Below are 22,214 nucleotides of genomic sequence, written 5' to 3' on the forward strand. Positions count from 1 at the left end.
ACGCCTCAGGATGTCCAGAAGGGCCTTCGGAACCAATTCGATCTGCTCGTGGACGGGGGGAAGACAAGCAGCGCAATTCCCTCGACGGTACTCGACTGCACACAATTTCCCTTGCGCATTATCAGAAGGGGAGCGATAGAACGCGGGGCGATCGCCGCGCTACTAGGAAAAGACGCCGTACTCGGGCCCTGAAATTGGCTTTGGGGTGGCGGAGGAGTGTGGTAACTTATTGATTTAGAAAGACAGGGACCGAGGGAAACGATGGGGATCGAAGGGATCGTTGAGACCATCAAAGCGTATAACCCTGAAGCGGACGTCGCCGTCCTGCGCAGGGCTTACGAGTTCGCTGCGTCCATTCATCAGGGGCAGGCGCGGCGCTCGGGCGATCCCTATCTCTCGCACCCCATGGAGGTCGCGGCGATCCTGACGGAACTCAAGATGGATGTCCGCTCCATCGCCGCAGGGTTCCTGCACGATGCCATCGAGGATACCCAGACCACCATAAAAGAGATCCGGACGGTCTTTGGAGACGAGATCGCCGATCTGGTGGACGGGGTGACCAAACTTTCCAAGCTCCCGTTTTCTACCCGTGAGGATCGCCAGGCCGAAAGTTTCCGGAAAATGCTTTTGGCGATGGCGAAGGATATTCGGGTCATCATGATTAAGCTGGCGGACCGCCTCCATAATATGCGAACTCTGGACCCGCTGCCCGAGGCCAAGCGCCGCCTCATCGCCAATGAAACCCTGGAGATCTATGCCCCATTGGCCCATCGCCTGGGCATCGCCAAAATCAAGCAGGAGCTCGAGGACCTGAGTCTCCGACAGTTGGAACCGGAGGCCTACCGGGACTTGACCATCCAGATCGTCCAGAAGCGACGGGAGCGTGAGGCCCAAATCAACGAGGTAATCGCCATCCTGCAGCAGAAACTGGGCGAGCTCGAGATCCCGTGCGAGATTCGGGGTCGCCCCAAACACTTCTATTCGATATACCGGAAGATGCACGAGCAGGGAAAAACCTTTGACGAGATCTATGACCTCACGGCAGTTCGACTGCTGACGGACAGCCTCAAAGATTGTTACGGAGCGTTAGGAGTGGTCCACAGCCTCTGGAAGCCGATCCCGGGCCGGTTCAAGGACTTCATTGCCGTCCCCAAGTCCAACATGTACCAGTCGCTTCACACGACCGTGGTCGGCCCCAAGGGGGAGCCCGTGGAGATCCAGATCCGAACCCATGAAATGCACAGGACGGCGGAGGAGGGGATTGCCGCCCACTGGGCCTATAAGGAGGGCAAGGCTACCCTGGATGAGACGGAACGAAACTTCCTCTGGTTGCGCCAGCTTCTCGATTGGGGCCAGGATCTCAAGGATAGCCGGGAGTTTTTGGATACGGTACGCTTTGACCTCTTTCCAGAGGAGGTCTATGTCTTTACTCCCAAGGGGGATGTGAAGGCGCTGCCCCGGGGGTCGACGCCGATCGACTTTGGCTTCAGCATCCATACCGACGTTGGGCTACACTGTGCGGGGGCCCGGGTCAACGGCCGGATCGTCCCCCTCCGCTATGAACTCCGCAATGGCGATATCGTGGAAATCGTTACAGCGGCCACGCAACATCCGAGTCGAGACTGGCTCAAGATCGTCAAGTCCTCTCGGGCCCGGAGCCGCATCAAGACCTGGATCAAGAACGAGGAGCGCGTCCGGTCCATCGGGCTGGGAAGAGAGCTTTTGGAGCGAGAGCATCGAAAGCTGGGAAAGGGCGGCTGGCTGAAACTCGAGACGTTTCCCCAGGTGTTGCAGCAATACGGGGTCGCGAATGAAGAGGATTTGTACGCGGCCATCGGCTACGGCAAGATCTCTCCCCGTCAGGCCGTGCTGAAACTCTTGCCTCCCGAGCAAGCCCAAGCAATCGTGGAGAAGGAGACCAAGGGACGGGGACCCGTGATCCCGGCGGAGGCGGAGGGGATCCGGATCAACGGGGTTGATGACATCCTGGTCCACTTTGCCAAGTGCTGTAACCCTCTCCCGGGTGACGAAATCATCGGCTTCATCACTCGGGGACGCGGGGTGACCATCCACTCTGCTGATTGTCCCAATATCATTGCGTTCCGGTTTGATCGTGAGCGACAGATTGACGTACAGTGGGATGACCGGGTCAAGATGCCTCACCAGGTGAAGATCCTGGTGACCATCGGGGAAGACCGGCCAGGGCTCTTGGCCGAGATCAGTACTGCCATCTCTTCTACGAACACAAATATTGCGCAGGCAGAGGTCAAGGTCACCGAGGATAAGCGAGGAATGAACACTTTTGTCTTGGAGGTGGTCGATCTGAAGCAGCTTCAGGTTGCCATGCAGGCGATCCGGCGCGTCCGAGGCGTGATGGGAGTGGAGCGGATCCGCAAGCACTGAAGGTCCGACGTACGAAGTCCAAAGTCGGCGCGCCGTCCCGCGGGACGGTAAACCTTGGAAGTTGCATGATTTCATAAACCAGTTGCCGGTACCACACCGAAGGATATCCGTTCCGTCTGCAAATGTCTTCCGAATCGGGAACTGCTACGCGTTTCTCCGAACGCCGGGCTGGTATGCTCGAGACTTCGCAACCCTGGACTGAGGAGATAAGATCAGGATGCAAAGGGAATCATGTCCAAACCTGAATCACAGGCGCTACGACGCCCCCGTCCGTTACTGCCCGATGTGTGGCAAAGTGGTAAACGAGAACATTATCCTCAAGAAATGCAGCGAAGCAGAGCATGCGGAGAGGCGGCGTAATAGGAACAAGCATTGCGTGCATTGTGGTGAGCAGCTTATCAAGTAGTGCGGCGCCAATGACAGTGGGGCAATGAGCGGCTCGAACCATGGCTAATAGCGTGAATCCGCGATGCTATCCAACGCAACGACGGCGCTTTCCCCAGGAGTGATACCTTTATTAAACGAGCAGACAAGGACTAACTGGCTTTTTGCACTTTCCCGGAGCGGAGACAACGGGTGCAGACATGGATATAGCGTGGGGCATGGTTGATGAGGACGTGCACGCGATGAATGTTGGGGAACTGCCTCCGTTTGGTCACGTTATGGGCGTGGCTGATCCGATTGGCTACCTTTGGCCCCTTCGCGCAAATCTCGCACCGACGCTTGATCTGGGCCATTCGGGCCTCCTTCCGATGTTTGGCAATACTCTCCTCAGGCCACGCATGATACTACTGAAGGCCTGATGAGTAGGCAAGGAGTTTCTTCACCGCCCCTCACCCCAAACCTGAGCATACCGGTACAATACCTCAAGGGGGTTGGGCCGAAACGGGCAGAGGCCTTCGCCCGGCTCGGGGTCCGGACCGTGACGGATGCCCTCTACCTCCTTCCTCTTCGCCACGAGGATCGGAGTCATCTTCGACTGATCCGGGATATCCGACCCGGATTTCAGGAGACGGTGGTGGGCGAGGTCAAAGGGGCGAGGATCAGTCTCACCCGTCGGAGGGTCAAGATCGTTTCGGTTATCGTCGGAGACAGGACTGGAAGTCTTGTCGCAAAATGGTTCCATCAACCCTACCTCAAGAACCGATTTCCACCGGGAAAGCAGTTCATTTTTTCGGGAAAGGTCACCTGGGGTCCTGGGCTCGAGATGGTCAACCCCGATTACGAGGAGTGGGACGCTGGGGAACAGGTCCACACGGGTCGCCTCATTCCGATCTATCCCAGAACTGAAGGACTTTACCCCCGATGGCTCAGGAAATTCATGAAGGGCCTCATCGCAACGTGGACCCAATCGGTTCAGGACTTCCTGCCTCAAGAGATTCCCCGTCGTCACGTTTTGATGGCTCTTCCCGATGCCCTCCGAGCGATCCACTTTCCTGAGACAAAGGAGGAGGCGGAAGCAGGGAAAAGACGCCTTGTCTTCGACGACCTGCTACTTCTCGGCCTAGGAGTGGCCATGCGGCGCCAGGCAGCGGAGGCGGAAGTAGCAGAAGTCATCACAGGACGGCTGGAATTGGAACAGACCGTGCTGGCGCGCCTCGGTTTTCCCCTGACCGCTGCCCAGCAACGGGTCCTGGCGGACATCAAGGCCGACATGGCCCGGCCCAGGCCGATGACCCGGCTGTTGCAAGGGGATGTGGGGTCCGGGAAGACCGCCGTAGCATTCCTCGCCGTGGTTCATGCAGTGGGAAGCGGTTTCCAGGCAGCGATCATGGTTCCAACCGAGGTCTTGGCGGAGCAGCACTATCTCAAGGCGCAAGCCCTCTTAGAACCCGTGGGGGTTCGGGTGAGTCTGCTCAGTGGAGCAACGCTTGGCAGGGAGCGGGAGAGACGCCGGCAGGCCATCATGACGGGGGAGGTCCAGGTGGCGGTCGGAACCCACGCCCTCCTTCAGGAGGGAGTCACCTTTCATCGCCTGGGCTTGGTCATCGTGGATGAGCAGCACCGTTTCGGCGTGAAGCAGCGGGCAGAACTTACCGCCAAAGGTTGCTGCCCCCACACCTTGGTGATGACGGCGACCCCTATCCCCCGGACCTTGGCCCTCACGCTGTATGGCGACTTGAATCTCTCCACCATTGACGAACTGCCACCGGGCCGGCAACCGGTCAAGACCCAGCTCTTACACGAGGGGATGCGCCTCCAGGCATATCGGTTTGTCATGGAAGAAGTGCGAAAAGGGGGAGCTGCCTACATCATTTGTCCCCTAGTGGAAGAGTCCGTTGACGGGGATCTCAAGGCGGCAACGGGATTGGCCGCTGAGCTCCAGCAGGGAATCCTGCAGGTCAGCAGCGTCGGATGCCTTCACGGGCGGATGCGGACGGAGCAAAAGCGAGAGGTCATGAACGCCTTCCGCAGCGGACAGATCCAGGTTTTAGTGGCCACAACGGTGGTGGAGGTGGGGATGGACGTTCCACGTGCGACTGTGGTGGTGGTGGAGCATGCAGAGCGCCTCGGACTCACGCAACTCCACCAGATTCGTGGACGGGTGGGGCGAAACCAAACTCAAGCACACTGCATCCTGATCCACAGCCACCATCTCACGGACGAGGGGAAGGCCAGACTCCAGGCCATGGTAGAGTGTACCGATGGATTTCAGATTGCTGAACGGGATTTAGAGATCAGAGGCCCGGGAGACCTCTTTGGCACGAGGCAAGCAGGACTGCCTGATCTGAAAGTGGCCCACCTGCTCCGCGACGCCAAGCTGCTCGAGGTCGCTTGGCGGGAAGCCTTCATGCTGGTGGAGGACAGTCCTGACTTGAGTGCCTATCCCCTGCTTCGTGATACCGTCCGGCATCGGTGGGAGGGAACCCTGGGTCTGGCGAGTGTCGGCTGACAAACATATGCTGGGAGGCTCGTACGCTAGGAGGCTAAAGAGCGTATAGGCTCTGAGGAAAGGATACGAAGATCCGGTCCTTGCCGCATTCAGCCTTTGAGCGTCCAGGCGTCTCAGCATACTAGCATTCCGGCAGCTGGATTCCGATGCGGGTGATTGCAGGAGTCGCGAAAGGACGACGGCTCAGAGTTCCAAGGAGAAAAGAAGTCCGTCCAACTTCCGAATATCTTCGAGAAGCTCTTTTTGATATCCTCGGGTGCTCGGTCCACCGGGTCCACTTTTTAGACCTGTACGCCGGATCGGGGGCCGTGGGGATTGAAGCGCTAAGCCGTGGCGCTGCCGAGGTAGTTTTCCTCGAGCAGGATCCGGCGTGCCTGCGGGTTCTTCGAGAGAACGTCGAAATGACCGGATTGCAGAAGCACCGGGTGGTAGCTGGCGATGTGCTCCGCCTTCTTCCACGGCTAGTCCGTCAAGGGGAGAGATTTGAAATCGTCTTTCTCGATCCGCCTTACGGGACCGATCTCGCCATGCGCACGCTGGACGCACTGGCATCCGGCGACATGCTCCAACCTAGCGGAATTGTCATCGTCGAGCACTTTGCCAAAGAGCCGCTCCCGCAGCGCATTGGGATGCTTTCGCAGATCCGGGAGAAGGCGCACGGACAGACGGTCTTGAGCTTTTACGGAAAAAGAGCGGAGGATGAGCAGTGAAGAGCTCCCTGGCAGTCTACCCCGGCACCTTTGATCCCTTTACCAATGGTCACCTGGACATCCTGGAACGGGCGTCTCAGATATTTCCTCGGATGATTGTTGCAATCGTCGCCACCGCCGAAAAATCCCCTCTCTTTCCTGTAGAGGAGCGCATGCAGATCATCCGGGATGCGACCAGAGAGATGAAGGGGGTGCGGGTGGATGCTTTTGATGGTCTCCTCGTCGACTATGTGAGCGAACAGGGGGCGAGAGTCGTAATCCGTGGTCTCAGGGCCATCTCCGACTTCGAGTTTGAGTTTCAGATGGCCCTGATGAACCGGCGTCTGGCCGACGGGATAGAGACAGTCTTCCTCATGCCGCACGAGTCATACACGTATTTGAGCTCGCGACTGGTGAAAGAAGTATCTCTCCTCGGGGGAACGGTGAAGGGCCTGGTTTCCCCAATGGTGGAGCGCATGCTGAGGGACCGGTATCGCCAACGCAAGCCCGGCAAAAAGTAAGGAGGTATCCATGCCACTGTCACGACGGGCCCGGAGCATCAGCCCCTCGTCGACCCTTGCCATCACCACCATGGCAAAGCAGATGCAGGCGGAGGGGATCGATATTATCAGTTTCGCGGGGAGCGAGCCTGACTTCGATACGCCGGGACACGTGCGGGAGGCCGGTATACGAGCCATCCAAGAGGGATTCACCCGGTATACTGCCTCCGCAGGGATCGAAGAGCTCCGGGATGCGGTGGTAGTCAAGCTCAAACGGGATAACGGGTTGGAGTACACCCGAGATGAGGTCATCACATGTGCCGGGTCCACACAAGGGCTTTTTAATTTGGCCATGGTCCTCTTTGATAAACGGGATGAGGTCATCATTCCTGCTCCCTACTGGGTGAGTTATCCCGAACAGATCCGTCTGGCAGATGCCACGCCCGTCTTTGCCTCCACTCACGAGGAAGAGGGCTTTCGCCTCAAGCGGAGGGACATTGAGCGGGTCTTGACCAGTCGGACCAAGGCCGTGATCCTTAATAGCCCGTGCAATCCCACAGGTGCGGTGATCGATACCGAGGAGCTCATGGCTATCGCGGAACTGGCCGTGGAAAGGGATTTCTATCTGGTGTCTGATGAGGCCTATGAGACGCTTACCTATGATGGAGTAAAGCATGTGAGCATCGCGTCTTTGGGGGACGAAACCAAGGCGCGAACCTTTGTGGCGGGATCGACCTCCAAGTCCTACGCCATGACGGGGTGGCGACTGGGCTATGTCGCCGGTCCGAAGGAGGTGCTCAGGGCCATGATCGATCTCCAGAGCCATTCGACTTCGGCCCCAACCTCCGTGAGCCAGAAGACCGCCGTGGCCGCCCTGTTAGGTCCCCAGGAGCCGGTCGAGGCGATGCGTCGCGAATTCGATAGGCGCCGGCGATACCTGTTGGAGCAGATCCAGAGCATTCCGGGTGTGACCTGTATCCCACCACAGGGAACCTTCTACGCTTTTCCAAACGTCTCTGCTTTTTACGGGAAGAAAATTGCACGGGGTCGAAAAATTAGCGGCTCGGCCGACCTCACGGCCTATCTCCTTCGAGAGGGCCGCGTCACGGTCGTGCCGGGTATGGACTTTGGCAGCGACAAGCATATCCGTCTCTCGTATTGCATGAACATGGAGCTGATCGGTGAAGGGCTCGAGCGGCTGGCCAGGGCCCTCGGCCAGCTCGGTTGATGGATCCGGTGACGAGAGGCAAGAGACCGGCTGCGCGATCAACCGTGAGGTGGGTGCCGCCCGTGCCCAGGAGTATCGCGCGACGATGAAGCGATGCTTCGTGTTTGTCGGTTTACCCCTCTTGGCAACCATCCTGATAGGAGCAGGAAACCCGCCCCGCCGGGGAGGAGCTTATCACTACACACTCGGCCCCTCAGATCCGCCCTCCCTCGATCCCGTTCATATCACCGATACCGTCTCCCATGCGGTAGCCTCGGAACTCTTTGACGGGCTCGTCGCCTTTGATCACGCGCTGAAGATCCGCCCGGCGATTGCCAGGCGATGGGTCATTTCGAAGGACGGACGGACCTACACCTTCGAGCTCCATCCCGATGTGAAGTTTCACAATGGCCGCACGGTCACCGCCGAAGACTTTCGCTTCAGCTTTGAGCATCTCCTCAATCCCAAGACGCGCTCAGAACGGACCTGGATTCTCGAAAAAATCCTAGGAGCTGGCAAGTTTATGGCCGGCGAGGCCACCAGCGTGCGGGGGATTCAGGTCCTCGGCCCGCACACGCTTGAGCTGACCCTGGAACGTCCCTTTGCCCCGTTCCTCGCCTTGCTCGCTTATCCTGCGGCCAGCGTGGTGCCCCGCGAGGCTGTAGAGCGGTGGGGCCGACAGTTTTCGAGCCATCCGATCGGGACCGGGCCGTTCCGCTTCCGCGAGTGGCGCCATGACGATCGCGTGGTCGTTGAAGCCAATCGGGACTACTTCCAAGGTTCTCCCTACCTCGACCAGATCGTCTTCCGGGTGATCCCGGACGCCATGACTCGGTTTCAGGAGTTTAAGGCCGGAAACCTCGACCATACGGATATCCCCACGGGTCTCTTCCGGGTGATACAGAACGATCCATCACTGAGCAGCATGCTCGCTGCCCACTCCTCCATGGGGATCAATGCTATTCAGTTTAACCTCGAAAAGTCGCCTTTTCGAGGAAACCGAAAGCTGCGACAGGCCTTCAACTATGCCGTAGACAAGGCAGCTATTGCGCAGGTGATCCTAGAGGGAAGGGTGCTGCCAGCTCGGTCCGTCCTCCCACCCGGGTTACTGGGGCATGATTCGGAGCTCCACGGATACCCCTACGACAAAGAAAAAGCGAGGCGCCTTCTAGCCGAGGCAGGATATGAGAGGGGGAGGGGGCTCCCGGCCGTGACCCTCTATTACAACACCGGCCTGGTGAACCGGACAATTGCCGAGTTTGTCCAGGGGACGCTTCGGAGGATCGGGGTGATGATCGCGCTGCGAGAACTGGACTGGCCCGCCTACCTCAACCTGGTGGACAGGGGTGAGGCGCAGTTGTTCCGCCTCGGGTGGTTGGCGGACTATCCCGACCCAGAGAATTTTCTCACGGTGCTCTTTCACAGCCGCAATGTCGGATCCAAGGGCAACCTTTCCCGGTATGCCAATCCCCGCGTGGATGCCCTGCTGGACCGGGCTGATGAGAGCCTGGACACGGCTGAGCGAGCCCGCCTCTACCACGAGGCCGAAAAGATCATCCTCGCGGACGCCCCATGGATCTTCCTCCATTACTACAGTACGGATGTCTTAATTCAGCCCTGGGTGAAGGGTCTCCGGGAGCAAATCTCGGCGATGGACAGCGCCCCCACCCTCGGTATGGTTCGGATGCGGACGGTGTGGCTGGACAAGTAGGAGGAGCGATGGGGCAGGGAGAGTCGTTCGTGGACTTGAGAAGTGACACCGTCACCACCCCCACTGAGGCGATGCGCGAGGCCATGCGAACCGCCGTCGTGGGAGATGATGTTTATGGCGAAGACCCGACGGTGAACCGGCTGGAGGCGTTGGCAGCCCAGCGGCTGGGAAAGGAGGCAGCGCTCTATGTCCCTTCCGGGACCATGGGGAATCAGGTTGCCCTTATGACCCATGTCGGGCGGGGACAGGAGGTCATCCTTGAGGAAACCTGCCACATTTATAACTTTTCGGTGGGAGGACCGGCATCCCTGGCGGGGATCCTCACCAGAACACTCCGAGGGATGAACGGCATCCTTGACCCTGAGGAAGTCCGGCAGGCAATACGTATAGAGAGCCTTCACACCCCCGGGACCGCGCTCGTCTGCCTGGAGAGTCCTACCAACCGGGGGGGCGGGACCATCTATCCTCTGTCGCTACTCGAGGATATCTTTGAACTGGCCCACCACGCGGGGGTTGGTGTTCACCTGGATGGGGCGCGTATTTTTAACGCGGCGACGGCTACGGGGCTTCCGGCGGCGGAATTCGCTCGATGGGCAGATTCGATCATGTTTTGTCTCTCGAAAAGCCTCGCGGCCCCCATCGGTTCTCTCGTCGCCGGAACCCGCGAATTCATTCACCGGGCCAGGCGATTCCGGAAACTCCTGGGAGGTGGGATGCGCCAAGCAGGAGTGATTGCGGCCGCTGGGATCGTAGCCCTCGAGACGATGGTGGACCGGCTCCGTGAGGATCACGAAAACGCCCGCCTCCTTGCCGAGGGCCTCTCCAAGATTGAGGGGATTGAAATCGACCTGAAACGGGTCGAGACAAACATTATCATCTTCGCCGTCCGGCACCCCAAGATCAACGCCTCCATGCTCACCCGAAGGCTCCGGGAGGAGCGGATCCTGGTCCATCAAATTTCCGCCGATGCGATTCGTTGCCTCACCCACAAGGACGTTTCCCAAGAGGATGTCTTGCAGGCTCGAGAGACGATTCACAAGGCCATGGGGACGTAGGGGACATCTCCGGTGCATCTGGTCCGGCCTATCCTGGATTAACAGAAGGAGGAGGAGGATGGACTGTATTTTTTGCCAGATCCGGGACGGACAAATTCCGTCGACCCGTGTCTACGAGGATGCCCTCACCTTAGCATTTATGGATATCAACCCAGTGAATGAAGGGCACCTGCTGATCATCTCCAAGGCTCATGCCGAAACGATCTATGATATGTCCCCTCCGGATCTTGCTGCGGTTTCGGCCACGGCCAAAAAGATGGCAGAGGCGATCCGTCATGCCCTCCACCCGGAGGGACTCAACCTGTACCAAGCCAATGGGGCAGCGGCCTCTCAGGTCGTTCCGCATTTTCACCTTCACCTGATTCCGCGGTGGAAGGGAGACGGGAAAGGTTTTGACTGGAAGCTTGTCAAGGGGGATCCGGAGCGTATCAGGGTTACGGCGGAGAAGATCCGGGCACAGGTACCAACGGAACGGACGTGAAGCCTGCGTTCCCGTACCCTGGCAACATTTTGGTTTTTCCGTTCCCCATCCCTTCGGTAAGTACGGGTTATTTATTCTCTCAAGTTGTTCTTCAACATCTCTTGCATGCATCTGGAGCGTTCAAGGCGATTTCTGCATCAACGGCGGAGTAGATTAGGGTGCGACCTGCTCAATCGACCAGACAGAGGGAAGAGAAAATGATGCAACGAGGGTGAGAGGGACGAATCGCAAGCGAGTACCGTTAGGCGGATGGTAACTTTCGGAGGAAGACGCCATGAGTAGATACCTGGCGGGTCGGATCGGGCAAGCGATACCAGTCCTGTTTGGGGTGACGCTTATCACATTCCTCCTGACGCACATTGCCCTCGGGGATCCGGTCCGGGCGATGATGGGTCAACGAGCGGACCCTGAAGTGGTGGCCAGGATCCGGACGGAATACGGGCTGGATAAACCCGTATGGAACCGCTATACGCTCTACATGACGAAGGTTCTGGCCGGAGATCTGGGTTACTCCTACCGTCAGGACAGGCCCGTGACTGATGTCGTTGCCGAGCGGCTCCCGGCCACTGTCCGCCTGGCCGTCGCAGCGATGCTGGTAGCAATGGTTCTCGGGCTAGCAGCAGGAACAATTGCTGCAATGCGACATAACACCCTTTGGGATCTTTGCATGATGATCCTCTCACTCCTCGGCATCTCCACCCCCGTCTTCTGGCTGGGGATGATGCTGATCCTCCTCTTTGCTGTCTGGCTTGGATGGTTTCCCATCTCGGGCTACGGTGACGGAGCCTTCAGGCACCTTGTCCTTCCGGCTCTCACCCTTGGGGCACTCCAAGCAGGCTACATCGCCCGGATGACTCGGAGCGCCCTCCTAGAGGTCCTCCGCCAGGAGTACATCCGGACGGCCCGCGCCAAGGGTCTCAGGGAAGGTGTGGTCATCCTGAAGCACGGCCTTCGCAATGGCATCTTGCCCGTCCTCACCCTGGCCGGTATCGGACTCGGAGATCTCCTCGTTGGTGCACCCCTCACCGAGACGGTCTTTGGGTGGCCAGGGTTAGGCCGCCTGCTTGTAGCTGCGGTGGGCAACCGCGATCTCCCGGTCGTGATGGGCGCGACCCTTTTGTTTGCCTTGATCTACCTGGGGGCAAACCTCCTCGTCGATCTGGGATATGCCCTGGTGGATCCGCGCGTCAGATTACTGAAGCGATGACTCCAGTGTCCGAGCGCCGAGCTTCACGTCCGTATACGGTGGGATTCCTCAGGAGGTGGAGCCGCCATCCCGCGATTACTCTCGGCTCCATCATCCTGCTCCTCTTCAGCGTGGCAGCGCTTTTGTCTCCACTTTTGTCGCCCTACGATCCGTACCAGATCCCCGAGGGGCTCGCAGCGGTGAGCCTTCTTTCCCCTCGACCGGGCCACTGGCTCGGGACTGACCTGTTAGGGCGAGACCTGTTGAGTCGGATTCTGTCTGGGGCGCGGGTTTCCCTGCTCGTCGGAGTGGTCGTGGAACTCGTGGTGACTCCCATCGGGGTCGCAATCGGCTTGTTTGCGGGATACTTCGGTGGTAGGATCGATAGCGTTTTAATGCGGATTACCGACGCGGTAATGGCCTTTCCCGGACTCGTCCTGGCTATCGCGTTGACCGCCGTCCTCGAAAGGTCCGGCCTGCTCAGCGTGATCGTCGTGCTCGCGGCGGTCCGATGGACCACGGTGGCCCGAATCGTGCGGGGGCAGGTGTTGAGCCTTCGGGAAGCGGAATATATCACTGCGATATCCGCGTTGGGCGCAGGGAAGGGGCGGATCATCTTTCGACACCTCCTCCCAAACTGTCTGGCCGTGATCCTCGTGGCCATGAGCTTTGGCGTCGCCTCCAATATCCTCTCGGAGGCGGGCCTCAGCTTCCTCGGGCTTGGGGTCCAGCCCCCTACGGTGAGCTGGGGGTCCCTGCTGGCCGAGGGGATAGTCTATCTTACGGTTAAGCCGTGGCTGTGCATCTTCCCGGGTCTGGCCATCACCTGTGCCGTCCTTGGGTTCCATGTGTTGGGAGACGGTCTGCGTGATATCCTCGACCCCCGTCTGAGATCCTAGTGCCGTTCCAACGTGATACGCCGAATGTGTGTGAAGGACCTGCAATGTTGCTAAGGATGGGGTGAGTGAGTGCAAGTGCAGCGAACAAGTTGGCACAAGTACTTGGAGCGGCACTAACCGATGAGAACCAACGGTACGCTTTTGACTGTGGAGGACTTACAAACTCACTTCTTCACGGAAGAGGGGGTCGTGCGGGCAGTGGATGGTATCAACCTGAGCATCCGCCCCGGGGAGACACTTGGCCTCGTTGGCGAGTCTGGCTGTGGGAAGACGGTGACCGCGCTTTCGATCCTCCGATTGATCCCTGACCCCCCGGGAAGGATTGTTGGTGGGACGATCTCACTGGAGGGAAAAGACCTAGTACGTCTGCCAGAAGAGGAAATCCGCGCGATTCGCGGCAGGGTCATCTCCATGATCTTTCAAGAGCCCATGACCTCTCTCAACCCGGTCTTTACCGTGGGGGAGCAAGTGGCAGAAGGGATCCGACACCACCAAAAGGTTTCCAAGCGGGAGGCGTGGGAGCGAGCTATTGAAGGCCTCAGGCGGGTTAAAATTCCTGATCCTGCCCGGCGCGCGCAAGAGTATCCTCACCAGCTTTCAGGGGGAATGCGTCAGCGCGTGATGATAGCCATGGCACTCGCCTTGAATCCGAAGCTCCTGATCGCAGACGAGCCCACCACGGCGCTTGACGTGACCATTCAGGCGCAGATCCTTGAGCTCCTCCTCGCTCTCAAGGAGGAGATGAAAATGGCAGTCCTACTCATCACGCACGATCTCGGGGTCGTCGCGGAAACCGCCGAAAGGGTGGTGGTGATGTATGCAGGCCGGGTGGTGGAGGAGGCCTCTGTTCAGCAACTCTTTGACAACCCCCTTCATCCTTACACCCGCGGCCTCTTAGAATCCTTGCCCAAGTTAGAGGCCGGAAAGGGGCGACAACGCCTGGTGGCCATCCCCGGTCTAGTCCCTAATCTCCTGGAGCTCCCCCGCGGATGCAAGTTTGCACCCCGGTGTCCGAAGGTGATAGCGGAATGTTGGCCGACGGAGCCGGAGCTTCGAGAGGTGCGTCCAGGACACTGGGCCCGTTGCATCCTGGCATAGTCACGACAGATGGATCCGTTGCTTGAGGTCAAAGATCTGAGGAAATACTTCCCCGTCAAAAGGGGGGTTGGGGAGCGGGTCGCGCTACGCGCGGTGGACGGGGTGAGCTTTGAGATCCGCCGTGGCGAGACCTTGGGCCTGGTGGGGGAGTCCGGGTGCGGCAAATCGACCCTCGCACGCCTCATCCTCAGGCTTGTCGAGCCGACTGCCGGGGAGGTCTATTTTGGGAAGACGTCTGTCTTCCAGACGAACAAGGAGGAAATGCGCCAGCTCCGTCGCAAGATGCAGATCGTCTTCCAGGATCCCTATTCCTCCTTGAACCCCCGGATGCCGGTGGAGGAGATCGTGGGGGAGGGGCTGACCATCCACGGACTCGCCAAAGGAACGGAAAAGAAAAACCGGGTGGCAGAGCTTTTGGAAATGGTGGGACTCGGCCGGGAACATATGGGCCGCTATCCCCATGAGTTCAGCGGCGGCCAACGACAGCGGATCGGGATTGCCCGGGCACTGGCGGTGGAACCGGAATTCTTGATTGCGGACGAGCCGGTCTCCGCCTTAGACGTCTCCATTCAGGCGCAGGTCATCAATCTCTTCCAGGATCTCCAAACGGAACTCGGGCTGACCTACCTTTTCATTGCTCACGACCTTAGGGTGGTAAAGCACATCAGCGATCGGGTCGCCGTCATGTACCTCGGTCAGATTGTGGAGATAGCGGAGGGGGATGAGCTTTACCAGAACCCTCTGCATCCTTATACCCAGGCACTCCTGTCCGCCATCCCGGTGACAGATCCTCAAACTAAGAAGCAGCGGATTGTCGTCGAAGGGGATCCGCCCAGTCCCATCCATATACCATCCGGCTGCCGGTTCCATCCCCGCTGCCCCAAACGGTTTGAGCGGTGCGATCAGGAGGCACCGGTCCTCCGAGAGGTTTCCTCCGGTCATTGGGTGAGCTGCCACTTGTACTGAGAGACGAGACAAGCCAGACGACCTGTGATGAAGATCCGTCGGCTAGGGCAGGGTGGACGTTGGTTCGCGCGTCGGATTCTCTTGCGTGCGCAAACGGTGCTATGATATATGCACACCCATAACCGGACGGGTGGAACATGGCAAAACTAAAGCTGATCACGTTTGGTTGTCAGGCGAATGAAGCAGACTCAGAGAAGATCGCCGGCGTTCTCGCCGAGGAGGGCTTCGATCTCACGGAGACGGCGGAGGACGCAGACCTCATCCTCCTCAATACCTGTAGCATCCGAGAGAAAGCCGAGCATAAGGTCTACAGCCTTCTCGGTACCTTTCAGAGGCTTAAGGCACAAAACCCTCGCCTCAAAATCGGCCTCTGTGGCTGCTTAGCTCAGCGAGAGGGAGAGAGGCTGAAGACGCGTTTTCCCTATCTCGACCTGGTAGCCGGCCCCGGAGCCATGATATACCGTATCCCAAGTCTCCTGAAAGGCGGTTCCAACGGACCGGTTCTTCCTCGGCCGAAGGAGCCGCTCCCCCTCTACACTCAATCTCCCCGTCCTCGGCGGGAGAGTACGTGCAAAGCCTGGGTCAGCATCATGGAGGGTTGCAATTACCTGTGTACCTTCTGTGTCGTCCCGTATACCCGAGGACCGGAGCGGAGCCGTCCTCCCGGGGATATCATGGCAGAGGTAGAAGAGTTGTTGAGACAGGGATACAAAGAAATCACCCTGCTCGGGCAGACCGTCAACGCATACGGCAAGAATTTGAAACCCCGGACACGTTTTTCTGACCTTCTCAAAGCGATCGATACCTTGTCAGGAGGAAGAATTCGGGTTCGCTTCATGAGCTCTCACCCGAAGGATCTTACCCCGGATCTCATTGAGGCAATTGCCAGCTTGGATAGCGTCTGCGAACACCTGCATCTGCCGGTTCAGGCAGGCTCCGACCGGGTGCTAAAGCGCATGGGCCGGCTCTATACCCGAGAGGACTATTTGGTAAAAGCGCGGGCGCTGAGAGAGGTGGTACCGGACATTGCTCTCTCTACTGACTTTATCGTCGGCTTTCCTGGGGAAAGCGAAGAGGATTTTCGTGAAACGCTGAGCCTCTTAGAGGAGGTTCGCTTTGATAGTCTCTTTGCCTTCAAGTACTCACCTCGGCCCCTCACCCCTGCCGCGATCCATCCTCATCAGGTCCCGGAAGAGGTCAAGACCGATCGGTTAAATCTGCTCCTCAAACGCCATGATCAGATTGCGTTAGAGCAGAATACGGGACGAGTGGGCACGATCGAAGAGGTCTTGGTGGAAGAGGGACCAAACACAAAACTCCAACGCTCAGCTACGGGGCGAAGCCGGCGGAATCAACTCGTCCACTTCTCGGAAGAATACCTCCCACCCGGCCTTACGGTTTCTGCTGTTATCACTGAGGCTTATAGCCACTACCTTAAAGCAAAAAGTCGATAAGTCCTTCCATGTAGCCTTGATTTTGCTTTGTCGCCCCCCGGACAAGCGGGGGGAGGCCGTAACAGGCGGTAAAGAAAAGGTTTGACACGGGATAGTGCTTCTCGCTATGATACATATGGTTGAGCCGACATTCTTCAAGAAGAGTCTATGAAAAAGTATAATTTTCTGCCTGGCGCTCCCACCCCCCAAGGAGGGAGTGCCACTCCCCCGGAAAGGCTCAGCCCTCAGGCCAAGCGATTGGCGATCATCGGTGGAATTGGGGTACTTCTTTTAGGTGCCGCATACTTGTATACCACCTATTTTCAAGAGGTAACACCGCCGCCGCCCTCTCCGCGGACCGCACGGAGGGCCAGCCCGACCACGTCTCCCCCGAAGCCCATTACACCCCCGATGGCAAAGCCAGAGGTACAGAGACCGCAGGTGGCAACGAAGGTACCCGAGCCAAAGCAGCGGATGGGAGGGGCCCTTCGGAAAGCGAAAAGTCCCCGGACAGAGGCGCCGCCGAAACAGATCAGACCAGCGGAGGGCCCGCGCGAGCGCCCTCAGCCAAACGAAAGCCGCCCCGAAAGGGTCAAATCGGCTGAGGCCGTGCAGGAGCGACCAAAGCGAACTGAAACGGTACCTCGTGCAGAAAAACCCCCAACACAGACTCGCACACAGAAACCTTCCAGCCCAAAGCTTCAGGCCAATCCAGTCCAGGGGAGGGGGCAGTTTACTGTTCAAGTCGCCTCTTTGGTCATAAATCAAAATGCTTTGGCTCTCAAGAACCAACTGGAAGAGCTTGGATACACTCCGGTTGTTCACATGACTACTGCCCCGATTTCCCAGCATCGCGTCTACGTGGGAGACTTTAGCAGCCACGAAGAAACAGAGCGGATGGCCAGGAGACTGAACGTGGATGGCTTTCCCTCAAACCTAGTCCAGGGTGGGGACGGAAAGTTTCGTCTGCAGGTCGGGTCATACTATAATCTGAACAGGGCTATCGACTTAGCCCATACTCTCCAAGAGAAGAAGTACACCCCCAAGATTGACTCCAAGGCGGTGCCCACTTCGGTGCATCAGGTGCGGGTCGGGGAGTACGAGAGTCGCGCTGAGGCCTTCAAATCTCTTGAGGCTCTCAAAAAGCAGGGATTTGCCCCGATTATTGTAAAGAGATAAATTGCTTCTCCTAGGACCCACGGAAGGGGAGGCGTGTTGACGGGTCCTCAGGGGCCGAAGAGAAAAGGAGGGTAAAAGATGACCAAAGCAGACCTCGCTGCGCTCGTGGCAGAGAAAGGGTTAACCAAAAAACAGGCAATGGAGGCGGTGGAGGCTACCTTCGAGGCCATCAAGGATGCCTTGAGTAAAGGGGAGAAGATCCAATTGGTTGGATTCGGATCTTTTCAAGTCCGGGCCAAGCGAGCCCGAAAAGGACGGAATCCCCAAACGGGATCGGAGATAGTTATCTCTGCCCGCAAGATACTCAAATTCAAGCCGGGCAAGGCCCTTCAGCAGTCCGTAAACGTCCAGGGCTAGCCCTAGAGGATGAAGAGGGTGGCGAACCAGACACGGAGAAACCTTTCCTCGGCTCGGCGGGAGGCCAGGCGGGGACTCCTGAGGGAGGTTCGGAGGAAGGAGCCGATTCCGGACAAGCTGTATTTCCGGATCGGTGAGGTGGCTCGCCTCACCGGAGTCCAGCCCTATATTTTGCGGTATTGGGAGTCGGAGTTCCCCCTTCTCCAACCGAAGAAGAGCGGAACGGGCCAACGGCTCTACCGGAAGCGGGACATCGAAATCATTTTCAAGGTCAAGGAGCTCTTGTACGATCTACGTTACACCATCGCCGGAGCGAGACGCCGGCTTCAAGAAGAGACGGAGCCAGCGAATCTCCTCGAGCAGGTTCGACGAATCCGGGAGGGACTGGAGGCCCTTGGAACGCTTTTGGATCGATCATAGCTTCCCTGCAAGTCGGGGCGTAGCGCAGCCTGGTAGCGCACTGGCATGGGGGGCCAGTGGTCGCCCGTTCGAATCGGGTCGCCCCGACCAGCACCCATGTTGATGGGCATACCATGAGTCCTGCAGGGTTCCCTCCTTTCCAATTCTTAGAGCATCATGCCAGAACGGCCGATAATCCTGGTCACCAACGATGACGGTATCTACTCCCCTGGGCTTAAGGCGTTAGCCGCGGCCCTGGAAGAGATCGGAGAGGTGCATGTGATCGCTCCCGATCGAGAGCGGAGTGCAGCTGGGCACGCACTCACGCTCCACAAGCCCCTCCGGGCCACGGAAATTGCCCCCCGTTGGTACGCAGTGGATGGCACCCCGACCGACTGCGTGCCGCTCGGGGTCATGGGAATACTCAAGGAAAAGCCAGACCTCCTGGCCTCGGGAATCAATCTCGGGGCAAATCTGGGTGACGATATCACGTACTCTGGTACCGTTTCTGCCGCGTTTGAGGGAACACTCCTAGGTATTCCTTCTTTTGCCATCTCGGCGGTCGAACCCCTGAGGCAGGATTTGAGTGCCGCGGCGGCTTTCGCAGCACGCCTAGCCGTGGTTATCCTGGAACGAGGTCTCCCTCCGGACACTTTGTTAAACGTCAACGTCCCCCCCGGAGAGTTGAATGGAGTAAAGGTCACCCGGCAGGGAAAGCGGAGTTACAACGAACTCATCGTGGAAAAAATTGACCCGCGGGGGAAGACCTATTACTGGATTGGGGGAGGGGAACCCACCTGGGAGCATCTGGGGGGGACCGACTATGAAATGGTGGTGGAGGGCAAGGTTTCCATCACTCCTCTTCACCTCGACCTGACCAACTACATTGCAACCGAGGCCCTGAAGAACTGGGAGGGTTCCCTAGAGTGACGGGGTCTCTTTTGCCTTGGTCTTGGGCACAGTTCGAGCCGAAGGGGGATCCCCGCGCTGGAGGATCGAACGGGGACGGGTGGGGGGAGGCTGCCACCGACTACGCCCCAGCCAGGGAGCGTATGGTTAAGGAACAGCTGGAACGCCGGGGCATCCGGGATGCACGGGTTCTGGCGGCGATGCACAAAATCCCCCGCCACGTTTTCGTTGACCCTTCCCTTGCGCGTCAGGCCTACGAAGACTCCCCCCTGCCGATCGGAGAGGGGCAGACGATCTCTCAGCCTTACATGGTTGCCATAATGACCGCATCTCTCGGCCTCGTGGGAGACGAAAGGGTTCTCGAGATCGGCACGGGGTCGGGATATCAGACCGCGGTGCTGGCAGAATTGGCCGATTGGATCTATTCGATCGAGCGTATCCCCTCCTTGGCTGAGCGTGCTGGGAATGCCCTGGCGCGGCTCGATTACGATAACATCTCCACCCGAGTCGGCGATGGAAGCCTGGGGTGGCCTGAAGCTGCTCCTTTTCGGGCGATTATCGTAACGGCTGGCTCTCCAACCATTCCTCGCCCTCTCGTGGAGCAGCTTCAGGTTGGAGGGCGGCTGGTTATACCTGTGGGACCCCCTCATGCGCAAACCCTTCGCCGGGTGCTCAAAAAAGAGGAGGAGATCGAGCAGGAAGAGCTCGTCGGTTGCGTCTTCGTGAAACTGGTGGGCGAGCACGGATGGGACGAGGAAGAGGAGGGGAACGCGTGATTGTCGATGTCGGGGCGTAGCGCAGCCTGGTAGCGCACTTGGTTCGGGACCAAGGGGTCGCCGGTTCAAATCCGGCCGCCCCGACCAATCACCCGCTCCATGGGCTTGGACGTTCGGGCCAAACCCGCTCGTCTTCTTCTCGAGATGGATTCCCAAAAGGCATCCCTCAAGGCTCGGGTCATCGGCAGGGTCCAAGGGGTCGGGTTCCGCTTTTTCACTGAGCGTGTGGCTGAGGAAATGGGGGTTTCCGGGTACGTCATGAATTGTACCGACGGCAGCGTTGAGGTCATGGCCGAGGGGGAGAGGAATACCTTGCAAGAACTTCTCTGGCAGTTGAATCAGGGCCCGCGCGGGGCCCGCGTGGAGAGGGTAGAGGAGACCTGGGGGCCCCATACAGGACGGTTCTCCGGGTTCGCTGTACGCTTTTTTGGAGGATAGAGGAACCAGGCTATGGGGGACACGATCAACCACCTCAAAGAAAAAATTCGCGATATTCCAGATTTCCCTAAACCGGGTGTTGTTTTTAAGGATATTACCCCTCTACTTGCAGATGCGCAGGCCTTCCGGACGGCGGTCGATCTGATTGGAGATCGGTATCGAGACCGGGGGATTGACGTCGTCGTGGGCATCGAAGCGCGGGGATTTATTATCGCCTCCGCCTTGGCGTACAAACTTGGCCTGGGGCATGTGGTGATCCGAAAGGCAGGAAAGCTCCCCTTTAAGACGCACCAGGCGGTGTATCAACTGGAGTATGGTACAGATACTCTAGAGATCCATGAGGACGCTATTCAACCGGGAATGCGGGTCCTCATCGCCGACGACGTGCTGGCAACCGGGGGAACCGTGATGACGGCGGTCGACCTGGTGAAGAAGCTGGGTGGTGAGATTATGGAGCTGACCTTCCTGGTCGAGTTGACATTTCTCAAGGGGCGAGAAAAGCTTGACAATTATCCCCTTTTCTCACTTATCCAATATTAATCTCTCAGGACCATCCTCAGGGAGTTGATTTCTTTCCTTCGGCCCGGGACGTTCCCTTCGCTTTCAGCGGAAGGACCCGGCCAGCCCTGTCACCTTCACGGCTTCGCGTCCTCGCTCTGACGTGCTCATTCACTTTTGGTAGAACCTTTGTGATGAGATCGTGCCACCCCGTGACGGTTTTTGGGGCTCCTTCACTGGCGGCGAGTTCCTGGTACAACAGGTACTCAGCGTGGGCTGGACCGATACCGAGATCTCGAAGGCACAAGCGCAGGCTTTCTCGTGCTGCAACCTCTCCTGGGCTTAACTCGTCGTACGTCATATCTGATCCCAGCAAATAGTCGGTTGAAACCTCGAGGGCCTGGCCAAGCTTGCTGAGCGCCTCGCCTCGAGGTTCGGACTCACCTCGCAGCCACTCGTAGACAGAAGCCTGCTTAAGGCCTGAACGGGCTATCAGGTCTGCCTTACGCCACCCCTTGGCCCCCAAAACGCCTCGAATTCTGCGACCGACCTTTCTGGCGCTGCTTTCCCCTGCCATGATTTCACTAAGGTATATCAAATGACCGGGCTTGTCAAATTTCTCTTGACATACACATATTGACTATATATATTAGCATAAAAGATTATGTCTTCCCAGGCATTCGCTACGAGTGATCGCACCTATTGGAGGGCAGGATAGGGATGGTGCAAGGAACGGGGAAAAGGAGGTAAGACGAGATGAAATGGATCGTGGCAATTGTCGTGGGGTTCTTCCTCGTCGCACAAAGCACGGTGGGTTTGGCGAAGTCCGATGAAAGCACCCTGGAGCAGATCGGCCTCGGGACTGGAAGTGTGGTAGGGTCAATAATCTATTTCCCCTTCAAGACAGTCTTCTGCGTCCTCGGCGGAGTCGGGAGCATCTATACCCGGATATTCGTGGGACCAAAGAGTACCCATGAGCTGGTCAGTACTACCTGCCGCGGAACCTGGTCCATTACGCCTGACAACCTGAGGGGAAACGAATCGGTCAGCTTCGTCGGAGATGTTCCTCCTTATGGTCCTGATGTGCCTGACGTGGATGATTCGAACTGGCAGTAGGCACCCGCGCGAGAGGAGGAT

The 22,214-nt window shown here is 58.3% G+C and carries 24 protein-coding genes and 2 tRNA genes; 24 read left to right on the top strand and 2 right to left on the bottom strand.

All coding sequences use genetic code 11. From position 1 onward, the window contains the following. Together O6929_11895 and O6929_11900 are read left to right on the top strand one after the other, a co-directional pair. On the top strand, positions 1-192 hold a 192-nt coding region (locus O6929_11895), incomplete at its 5' end, for a Sua5/YciO/YrdC/YwlC family protein (protein MCZ6481090.1). A gap of 69 nt (positions 193-261) precedes the next feature. Then, a complete protein-coding gene (locus tag O6929_11900) occupies positions 262-2,403 on the top strand; it encodes a bifunctional (p)ppGpp synthetase/guanosine-3',5'-bis(diphosphate) 3'-pyrophosphohydrolase (GenBank protein ID MCZ6481091.1) in 2,142 nt (713 codons plus the stop codon). Between the two features lie 536 nt (positions 2,404-2,939). Here O6929_11900 and rpmB read toward each other — a convergent pair. Continuing rightward, positions 2,940-3,131, bottom strand: a complete 192-nt coding sequence (gene rpmB / locus O6929_11905) for a 50S ribosomal protein L28 (GenBank protein MCZ6481092.1) — start codon at positions 3,129-3,131, stop codon at positions 2,940-2,942. Between the two features lie 74 nt (positions 3,132-3,205). On the opposite strand from rpmB, the gene recG reads away from it, so the two are divergent. The 21 genes from recG (at position 3,206) to O6929_12010 (ending at position 21,119) form a co-directional block, all read left to right on the top strand. Continuing rightward, positions 3,206-5,296 (top strand): ATP-dependent DNA helicase RecG, encoded by a 2,091-nt coding sequence (gene recG, locus O6929_11910; protein MCZ6481093.1) that lies wholly within the window; start codon positions 3,206-3,208, stop codon positions 5,294-5,296. Positions 5,297-5,442: 146 nt separating this feature from the next. Beyond that, positions 5,443-6,006 (top strand): 16S rRNA (guanine(966)-N(2))-methyltransferase RsmD, encoded by a 564-nt coding sequence (gene rsmD, locus O6929_11915; GenBank protein MCZ6481094.1) that lies wholly within the window; start codon positions 5,443-5,445, stop codon positions 6,004-6,006. After that, positions 6,003-6,506: a pantetheine-phosphate adenylyltransferase gene (gene coaD / locus O6929_11920; GenBank protein MCZ6481095.1), complete on the top strand. Its 504-nt coding sequence runs from the start codon at positions 6,003-6,005 to the stop codon at positions 6,504-6,506. The genes rsmD and coaD overlap by 4 nt, the downstream gene beginning before the upstream one ends. A 10-nt stretch (positions 6,507-6,516) precedes the next feature. Beyond that, positions 6,517-7,713: a pyridoxal phosphate-dependent aminotransferase gene (locus O6929_11925; protein MCZ6481096.1), complete on the top strand. Its 1,197-nt coding sequence runs from the start codon at positions 6,517-6,519 to the stop codon at positions 7,711-7,713. Then, complete coding sequence (locus O6929_11930; protein MCZ6481097.1) at positions 7,667-9,403, top strand: ABC transporter substrate-binding protein; 1,737 nt, start codon at positions 7,667-7,669, stop codon at positions 9,401-9,403. The genes O6929_11925 and O6929_11930 overlap by 47 nt, the downstream gene beginning before the upstream one ends. Before the next feature lie 8 nt (positions 9,404-9,411). Next, positions 9,412-10,458 (top strand): GntG family PLP-dependent aldolase, encoded by a 1,047-nt coding sequence (locus O6929_11935; protein ID MCZ6481098.1) that lies wholly within the window; start codon positions 9,412-9,414, stop codon positions 10,456-10,458. 58 nt (positions 10,459-10,516) lie between these two features. Continuing rightward, positions 10,517-10,939 carry an HIT family protein gene (locus O6929_11940; GenBank protein MCZ6481099.1) on the top strand — a complete coding sequence of 141 codons (423 nt, stop codon included), beginning with the start codon at positions 10,517-10,519 and terminating at the stop codon, positions 10,937-10,939. Positions 10,940-11,213: 274 nt separating this feature from the next. Continuing rightward, on the top strand, positions 11,214-12,146 hold the full coding sequence (locus O6929_11945) for an ABC transporter permease (GenBank protein MCZ6481100.1): 933 nt from the start codon (positions 11,214-11,216) through the stop codon (positions 12,144-12,146). After that, a complete protein-coding gene (locus O6929_11950) occupies positions 12,143-13,024 on the top strand; it encodes an ABC transporter permease (protein MCZ6481101.1) in 882 nt (293 codons plus the stop codon). The genes O6929_11945 and O6929_11950 overlap by 4 nt, the downstream gene beginning before the upstream one ends. 120 nt (positions 13,025-13,144) lie before the next feature. Further along, positions 13,145-14,122, top strand: coding sequence for an ABC transporter ATP-binding protein (locus O6929_11955; protein ID MCZ6481102.1), 978 nt, complete (start codon positions 13,145-13,147; stop codon positions 14,120-14,122). A 9-nt stretch (positions 14,123-14,131) separates the two neighbouring features. Then, a complete protein-coding gene (locus tag O6929_11960) occupies positions 14,132-15,088 on the top strand; it encodes a dipeptide ABC transporter ATP-binding protein (GenBank protein MCZ6481103.1) in 957 nt (318 codons plus the stop codon). A 137-nt stretch (positions 15,089-15,225) separates the two neighbouring features. After that, positions 15,226-16,542 (top strand): tRNA (N6-isopentenyl adenosine(37)-C2)-methylthiotransferase MiaB, encoded by a 1,317-nt coding sequence (miaB, locus tag O6929_11965; GenBank protein ID MCZ6481104.1) that lies wholly within the window; start codon positions 15,226-15,228, stop codon positions 16,540-16,542. A gap of 453 nt (positions 16,543-16,995) precedes the next feature. After that, positions 16,996-17,700: an SPOR domain-containing protein gene (locus tag O6929_11970; protein ID MCZ6481105.1), complete on the top strand. Its 705-nt coding sequence runs from the start codon at positions 16,996-16,998 to the stop codon at positions 17,698-17,700. 78 nt (positions 17,701-17,778) lie between these two features. Beyond that, positions 17,779-18,057, top strand: coding sequence for an integration host factor subunit alpha (locus O6929_11975; protein MCZ6481106.1), 279 nt, complete (start codon positions 17,779-17,781; stop codon positions 18,055-18,057). Positions 18,058-18,075: 18 nt separating this feature from the next. Continuing rightward, the gene (locus O6929_11980; GenBank protein ID MCZ6481107.1) at positions 18,076-18,477 is read left to right on the top strand and encodes a MerR family transcriptional regulator; all 402 of its coding nucleotides are present in this window, start codon (positions 18,076-18,078) and stop codon (positions 18,475-18,477) included. Positions 18,478-18,490: 13 nt separating this feature from the next. Next, positions 18,491-18,567: transfer RNA gene (locus O6929_11985), tRNA-Pro, on the top strand. Positions 18,568-18,633: 66 nt separating this feature from the next. After that, positions 18,634-19,386, top strand: a complete 753-nt coding sequence (surE, locus tag O6929_11990) for a 5'/3'-nucleotidase SurE (protein MCZ6481108.1) — start codon at positions 18,634-18,636, stop codon at positions 19,384-19,386. Between the two features lie 122 nt (positions 19,387-19,508). Next, positions 19,509-20,141, top strand: a complete 633-nt coding sequence (locus O6929_11995) for a protein-L-isoaspartate(D-aspartate) O-methyltransferase (GenBank protein MCZ6481109.1) — start codon at positions 19,509-19,511, stop codon at positions 20,139-20,141. Between the two features lie 10 nt (positions 20,142-20,151). Next, positions 20,152-20,228: transfer RNA gene (locus O6929_12000), tRNA-Pro, on the top strand. A 57-nt stretch (positions 20,229-20,285) separates the two neighbouring features. Then, a complete protein-coding gene (locus O6929_12005) occupies positions 20,286-20,579 on the top strand; it encodes an acylphosphatase (protein ID MCZ6481110.1) in 294 nt (97 codons plus the stop codon). Positions 20,580-20,591: 12 nt separating this feature from the next. Then, positions 20,592-21,119, top strand: a complete 528-nt coding sequence (locus O6929_12010; GenBank protein ID MCZ6481111.1) for an adenine phosphoribosyltransferase — start codon at positions 20,592-20,594, stop codon at positions 21,117-21,119. Positions 21,120-21,135: 16 nt separating this feature from the next. Here the strand turns inward: O6929_12010 and O6929_12015 are convergent, their stop codons facing one another. Next, the gene (locus O6929_12015; protein MCZ6481112.1) at positions 21,136-21,654 is read right to left on the bottom strand and encodes a helix-turn-helix transcriptional regulator; all 519 of its coding nucleotides are present in this window, start codon (positions 21,652-21,654) and stop codon (positions 21,136-21,138) included. Between the two features lie 179 nt (positions 21,655-21,833). On the opposite strand from O6929_12015, the gene O6929_12020 reads away from it, so the two are divergent. Further along, positions 21,834-22,193, top strand: coding sequence for a hypothetical protein (locus tag O6929_12020; protein MCZ6481113.1), 360 nt, complete (start codon positions 21,834-21,836; stop codon positions 22,191-22,193). The last annotated feature ends 21 nt before the right edge of the window (positions 22,194-22,214 follow it).

The organism is Candidatus Methylomirabilota bacterium (genome assembly GCA_027293415.1).
GTDB lineage: Bacteria > Methylomirabilota > Methylomirabilia > Methylomirabilales > CSP1-5 > CSP1-5.

Excerpts from the sequence above, each read along its gene's own strand:
- O6929_11995 (MCZ6481109.1), top strand. The coding sequence starts at position 19,509 with ATGGTTAAGGAACAGCTGGAACGCCGGGGCATCCGGGATGCACGGGTT.
- O6929_11950 (MCZ6481101.1), top strand. The coding sequence starts at position 12,143 with ATGACTCCAGTGTCCGAGCGCCGAGCTTCACGTCCGTATACGGTGGGA.
- recG (MCZ6481093.1), top strand. The coding sequence starts at position 3,206 with ATGAGTAGGCAAGGAGTTTCTTCACCGCCCCTCACCCCAAACCTGAGC.
- O6929_12005 (MCZ6481110.1), top strand. The coding sequence starts at position 20,286 with ATGGATTCCCAAAAGGCATCCCTCAAGGCTCGGGTCATCGGCAGGGTC.
- O6929_11960 (MCZ6481103.1), top strand. The coding sequence starts at position 14,132 with ATGGATCCGTTGCTTGAGGTCAAAGATCTGAGGAAATACTTCCCCGTC.
- O6929_11970 (MCZ6481105.1), top strand. The coding sequence starts at position 16,996 with ATGGGAGGGGCCCTTCGGAAAGCGAAAAGTCCCCGGACAGAGGCGCCG.
- O6929_12020 (MCZ6481113.1), top strand. The coding sequence starts at position 21,834 with ATGAAATGGATCGTGGCAATTGTCGTGGGGTTCTTCCTCGTCGCACAA.
- rsmD (MCZ6481094.1), top strand. The coding sequence starts at position 5,443 with ATGCGGGTGATTGCAGGAGTCGCGAAAGGACGACGGCTCAGAGTTCCA.
- O6929_11955 (MCZ6481102.1), top strand. The coding sequence starts at position 13,145 with ATGAGAACCAACGGTACGCTTTTGACTGTGGAGGACTTACAAACTCAC.
- O6929_11935 (MCZ6481098.1), top strand. The coding sequence starts at position 9,412 with ATGGGGCAGGGAGAGTCGTTCGTGGACTTGAGAAGTGACACCGTCACC.
- O6929_11975 (MCZ6481106.1), top strand. The coding sequence starts at position 17,779 with ATGACCAAAGCAGACCTCGCTGCGCTCGTGGCAGAGAAAGGGTTAACC.
- O6929_11945 (MCZ6481100.1), top strand. The coding sequence starts at position 11,214 with ATGAGTAGATACCTGGCGGGTCGGATCGGGCAAGCGATACCAGTCCTG.
- O6929_11940 (MCZ6481099.1), top strand. The coding sequence starts at position 10,517 with ATGGACTGTATTTTTTGCCAGATCCGGGACGGACAAATTCCGTCGACC.
- surE (MCZ6481108.1), top strand. The coding sequence starts at position 18,634 with ATGCCAGAACGGCCGATAATCCTGGTCACCAACGATGACGGTATCTAC.
- O6929_11900 (MCZ6481091.1), top strand. The coding sequence starts at position 262 with ATGGGGATCGAAGGGATCGTTGAGACCATCAAAGCGTATAACCCTGAA.
- O6929_12010 (MCZ6481111.1), top strand. The coding sequence starts at position 20,592 with ATGGGGGACACGATCAACCACCTCAAAGAAAAAATTCGCGATATTCCA.
- miaB (MCZ6481104.1), top strand. The coding sequence starts at position 15,226 with ATGGCAAAACTAAAGCTGATCACGTTTGGTTGTCAGGCGAATGAAGCA.
- O6929_11925 (MCZ6481096.1), top strand. The coding sequence starts at position 6,517 with ATGCCACTGTCACGACGGGCCCGGAGCATCAGCCCCTCGTCGACCCTT.
- O6929_12015 (MCZ6481112.1), bottom strand. The coding sequence starts at position 21,654 with ATGGCAGGGGAAAGCAGCGCCAGAAAGGTCGGTCGCAGAATTCGAGGC.